The sequence below is a fragment of the Planktothrix sp. FACHB-1355 genome (assembly GCF_014748295.1).
GTDB classification, from domain to species: Bacteria; Cyanobacteriota; Cyanobacteriia; order Cyanobacteriales; family Aerosakkonemataceae; genus Aerosakkonema; species Aerosakkonema funiforme_A.
The window spans coordinates 1-4,868 of sequence record NZ_JACJUP010000463.1; the positions used below are offsets into that span (position 1 = coordinate 1).

A 4,868-nucleotide genomic window follows, 5' to 3' on the forward strand; every position below is an offset into this window, starting at 1 on the left:
TGTTTAATGTAGTGGGGCTGCGGCAGTGATAGTTTAAGGATCGATCGCTTTTTACAACTTCCTGTATGCGAGTTAGAATGGTGTAATAGTCAGAATTTTCAAGCTGATTTGCGCGGCATTTCCAGTTCTTTAACGACGCTGGGTGCTGCTATTGCCGTAAGCTGTCCCATCGCCTACCCCATCCACAAGGTAAACTGTAAATATATTTAAGTAACTTCAGCCAAGAGAAAATCCCGTGAATACTCTATATCAACAAGCTTTAAACTTACACCACCAACAACAATTCGCCGCCGCCGAGTCAAAATATCGAGAATATTTAACCGCTCACAGCAATAACGCCGAAGCTTGGCTGAACTTAGGCATACTTTATTATCAAATCGAAAGTTATGCTGATGCACAAGCAGCTATTGCAAAATCTCTGGAGATTGATGCAGTAAATGCAATGGGATGTTATGTGATGGGTTGTTGTTTGGAAAGAATGAATAATATTAATGAAGCAATATCAGCTTATCAAGATGCGATCGCACTCGATCCCACCTTACTCGATGCTTATAACAACTTAGGCAATCTCCTCGCACAAATAAGCGAAATCAACGAAGCTGAAGCAGTTTACCGTCAGGCAATTTCTGCCAATCCCGAACACTTCGGTAGTTACATCAATTTGGGAAATCTTTTAATGAGACAGAACCAGATCGAGCAAGCGATCCAAGTATATCAAACAGCCCTAAAGTTCAATCCGGATAATCCAGATCTATTGAATAACCTGGAAGTTGCCTTAAATATCGAAAAAAGTCCCGCTTATATTCTAGAATCTGCTCATAGACTATACAAACAGGGAAGATATGAAACTGCCATAGACAAATATCAGCAATTTCTCCAAACTCGCACTAGAGACGCAAAAGCTTATTTTTACCTCAGCGAATGTTTGAAAAATCTCAATCGAGCAGAAGAAGTTATCCGCACATTGCAAGAAGGTATCCGCCTTTATCCTACAGCAGGTCAACTGCATTTTGCGCTCATAACCTTCTTACAAACAAGAGGAAAGACAAAAGAAGCGATCGCCAGCGCTGAATCTGCATCGCGCCTTTTGCCTAACGATTATGCTTTCCAGATTCTCGATAAATTAATGATCCCTCTTGTCTACAATAGTGAAGATGAAATAAAATTTTATCGTCAGCGCTACGAACAAGGGCTGCAAGATTTAATTGAAAAAACATCTCTTGCAACAGTTGAAGATAAAAAAAATGGTCTGGCAGGTTTAGTTTGCGTCACCACTTTTTATTTAGGACATCAAGGGCTGAATGTTGTAGATTTGCAGCGTCAGTGGGGAAGTTTAATACATCAAATTATGGCGGCTAACTACCCGAATTGGGTTCAGGCATTGCCAATGCCCCCATTGAAAATTAATAATAAAATTCGCATTGGGTATATTTCAAATTATCTCCACTCTTATAGCGGCACATTATGGCTAGTTGGCTGGTTGCGTTACTGCAATAGACAGAATTTCGAGGTTTACTGTTACTACACAGGTAACGACCCAGATTATATCACAAAACAGTTCCAGAATTACAGCGATGTTTTTCATCATATACCGGAGGATCTAGAAGCAGTTTGTCAGCAAATACTAGCGGATAAACTGCACATTCTTGTATTTCCAGAAATTGGGATGGACTCGCAAACAGTCAAAATAGCTGGCTTACGTCTTGCGCCAGTGCAATGCACCGCTTGGGGACATCCGGTTACTTCTGGTATTCCAACTATTGATTACTTTTTATCCAGCGAGTTGATGGAACCAGAAAATGGCGAATCACATTATTCTGAAAGACTAATTCGTTTACCAAATATTGGTGTTGCTTACCCAAAACCAGAAGATATTCCCGCGCTAACAAAGACTCGATCGGATTTGGGATTGCCGGATGATGCAGTTCTATATTTATGCTGCCAAGCTCCTTTTAAATATTTGCCGCAACACGATTATATTTTCGCTGAAATTGCGCGAGAAGTACCTGAAGCTAAGTTTGTTTTTCTGCGGGGTGGATTACTCAAAAAAAGGCTCGATCGCGCCTTTGCAATAGTAGGTTTGAATAGCGAAGATTACTGCTTATTTCTCACCATTCCCACTCGATCTGATTATTTGACAATTAATTTACTTTGTGATGTGTTTCTCGATACTTTAAGTTGGTCGGGTGGAAATACAGCCTTAGAAGCGATCGCTTGCCATTTACCAATTGTTACTTGTGCAGGCGAATTTATGCGAGGTCGTCACGCCGATAGCTTTCTTAAAATGCTGGGAGTAACAGATACGATCGCTCAAAACGAAGCCGAATATATTTACATCGCTGCTAAATTAGGTTTAGATCCGGTTTGGCGAAGCAACATTAAAGAACGCATTAAGACTCGCCAGGATTATCTTTATGAAGACCGAAATTGTGTAAAAGGGCTAGAAGAATTTTACCAACAAATTGTACAGCATTCGTAGCAATTCTACCCTAATTTAACTATTTTATAATACTTGGCAAAAAGTATTTTAAAATACTTTTTGCTGTCTACCCATATCTGTTATCTTGTTTAAAAGTTGATAGGGAAAAAGATAGCCGTTCATTAATTGATCCGGCCTAGTAGTTTAATACAAGTTTACAAAGCCAACGCCATGCGAAAACTCATTAAAGGTCTGCGGGAATTCCAAACCACCTACTTCAACAGCCATCGGGAGATGTTCGAGAAGCTTTCTCACGAACAGCACCCCAGAGCATTGTTCATCACTTGTTCCGACTCCCGGATCGATCCGAATCTACTCACCCATACCGAACCAGGTGAGCTATTTATTATTCGCAATGCGGGCAACATCATTCCACCTTACGGTGCAGCCAATGGGGGTGAAGGAGCTGCAATAGAATATTCCGTCGTAGCTTTGGGTATTAAACAGATTATTGTCTGCGGTCATTCCAACTGTGGAGCGATGAAAGGACTCCTGCATATGAATGAACTGTCAGAAGAAATGCCATTGGTTTACGAATGGTTAAAGCACGCTGAAGCTACCCGTCGGCTGATTAAGGAAAACTATCAGGGGTATGAGGGAGAGGATCTTTTGAATGCCACGATTGAAGAGAATGTTCTAACTCAGATAGAAAATTTGCGAACCTACCCAGTTATTCATTCCAAACTCCACAAAGGCGAACTTAGGATCTATGGCTGGGTATATAAAATTGAAACTGGAGGGGTTAATGTTTACAGTATGGAGCGGTGCAACATTCAAGCCAAACATGATGATGGCGAATTTTTAGAGGAGGAAATTCCCGAAATGCTGCCTGATATGAATGTCAACGGGATAGCTTCATTGTTAGGATAAAATGCCTGTAGCGATCGCCAAAACAAATGGAAAGTATAAACCAGAGATAGCACAGTTAAACAGGCGGTATTATTAACAAATTCGCCTGTTTTATCGGCTGAAAAAATATCGTTTTTTGCCACAACGAGTTGGTGACAAAACTGTTATTTAACGTTGTCTTCAACATTACCCTAAATGTCTTTTGGATTATGGTTGAAGTTGCGATCGATCGCCTGGGGGATATTTTTTCCCAAATTTTTAATGTTTTTCAGGCCCGTATCGCCAATTCCTCTTTGGCTGTTACCCAAATCTTCGGCCTTGTTCTGAATTCTATTCACAGTAGCGTTGTCTAGGCTGCTGTCTTTGTCTGCTTGTATGATATTTGCGTTACCCCGTTCATCGTAGGGACGGTTTCCCACTCTGTTCATGTTTTCTGGTTGGCTGGAATTATCCATGAAGGGAATCGCTTGAGCCCACAGAGTAGGCAAACTAATCAGGGAAATCAGACCGGCCAGCAGCACCATGAAAAGTGTGCGGCGCAGTAAATTGAAGATTTTATGAAGTTCGCGCATGGGAATCTTTCCATCTGTAGCTAGCAACGCTATAAATGTTAGGAAAACATCAATTAACCTAGCTTCTTCCTCTAGGCGTGTTTCAAAAAACAAGTCAGACTTCTCTCGATATACAAAAATCATCTCACAGACAGTAGTTTTTTTTTATGTGTCTTCTGTGGCAAAATCCATGTAACAATCAGTACCAGCAATGCTACAAGACACGAACCGGATGCTTGGAAAGACACTGCGTGGGCGCTACCAAATCATTCGCTTGCTGGGAAGCGGAGGTTTTGGTGCTACCTTTGTGGCGGAAGATAGAGACCTCCCAGGCAAACCCCAATGCGTAGTCAAGCAACTTAAGTCTAAAGATGTAGATCCCTCCCTTTTGCAAACGGCGAGACGTTTGTTCGAGACGGAAGCACAAGTTCTGTATCGCTTGGGAAAGCACGATCGCATCCCCCAGCTACTCGCCCACTTTGAGGAAAACCAAGAATTTTATTTAGTTCAAGAATTCATTGAAGGCGAAGATCTCAGCCAAGAGATCACTTCAGGGAAACAAATGAACGAAGCTGAGGTTATAGCTTTTTTACAAGACGTTTTAGAAACATTGGTGTTTGTTCACCACCAAAATGTCATCCACCGCGATATTAAACCTTCAAATATAATCAGACGGCGGCAGGATGGCAAATTTGTTTTAATTGACTTTGGAGCGGTCAAAGAAATCACCAGTTTGGTAATTACCACTCAGGGACAGACAGGCGGAACCATTCTCATCGGTTCCAGCGGCTATATGCCCAACGAACAGTTGGGAGGAAAGCCGCGCTTTAATAGCGATATTTATGCTTTGGGAATGACAGCAATTCAAGCCTTAACCGGAATCTCGCCAGACGAATTGCAGTCAGAAGCAGAAACCGGCGAAGTTATCTGGCGCGAACAAGCACGGGTAAGCAAGCAATTGGCAGCGATTTTAGACAAGATGGTGCGAT

4 protein-coding genes are annotated in these 4,868 nt (G+C 41.7%); 3 read left to right on the forward strand and 1 reads right to left on the reverse strand.

Annotation, left to right across the window (positions count from 1 at the left end; translation table 11 throughout):
- Window positions 1-235 precede the first annotated feature (235 nt).
- Both H6S82_RS34390 and H6S82_RS18425 read left to right on the forward strand, forming a co-directional pair.
- On the forward strand, window positions 236-2,479 hold the full coding sequence (locus H6S82_RS34390) for a tetratricopeptide repeat protein (RefSeq protein WP_191056520.1): 2,244 nt from the start codon (window positions 236-238) through the stop codon (window positions 2,477-2,479).
- 171 nt (window positions 2,480-2,650) lie between these two features.
- Window positions 2,651-3,349 carry a carbonic anhydrase gene (locus H6S82_RS18425; protein ID WP_190463290.1) on the forward strand — a complete coding sequence of 233 codons (699 nt, stop codon included), beginning with the start codon at window positions 2,651-2,653 and terminating at the stop codon, window positions 3,347-3,349.
- Between the two features lie 170 nt (window positions 3,350-3,519).
- On the opposite strand, the gene H6S82_RS18430 is transcribed toward H6S82_RS18425, so the two are convergent.
- Window positions 3,520-4,023: a hypothetical protein gene (locus H6S82_RS18430; RefSeq protein WP_190463292.1), complete on the reverse strand. Its 504-nt coding sequence runs from the start codon at window positions 4,021-4,023 to the stop codon at window positions 3,520-3,522.
- A 67-nt stretch (window positions 4,024-4,090) separates the two neighbouring features.
- Here H6S82_RS18430 and H6S82_RS18435 point away from each other — a divergent pair.
- A partial coding sequence (locus H6S82_RS18435) for a serine/threonine-protein kinase (RefSeq protein WP_242057004.1) occupies window positions 4,091-4,868 on the forward strand: 778 nt, incomplete at its 3' end.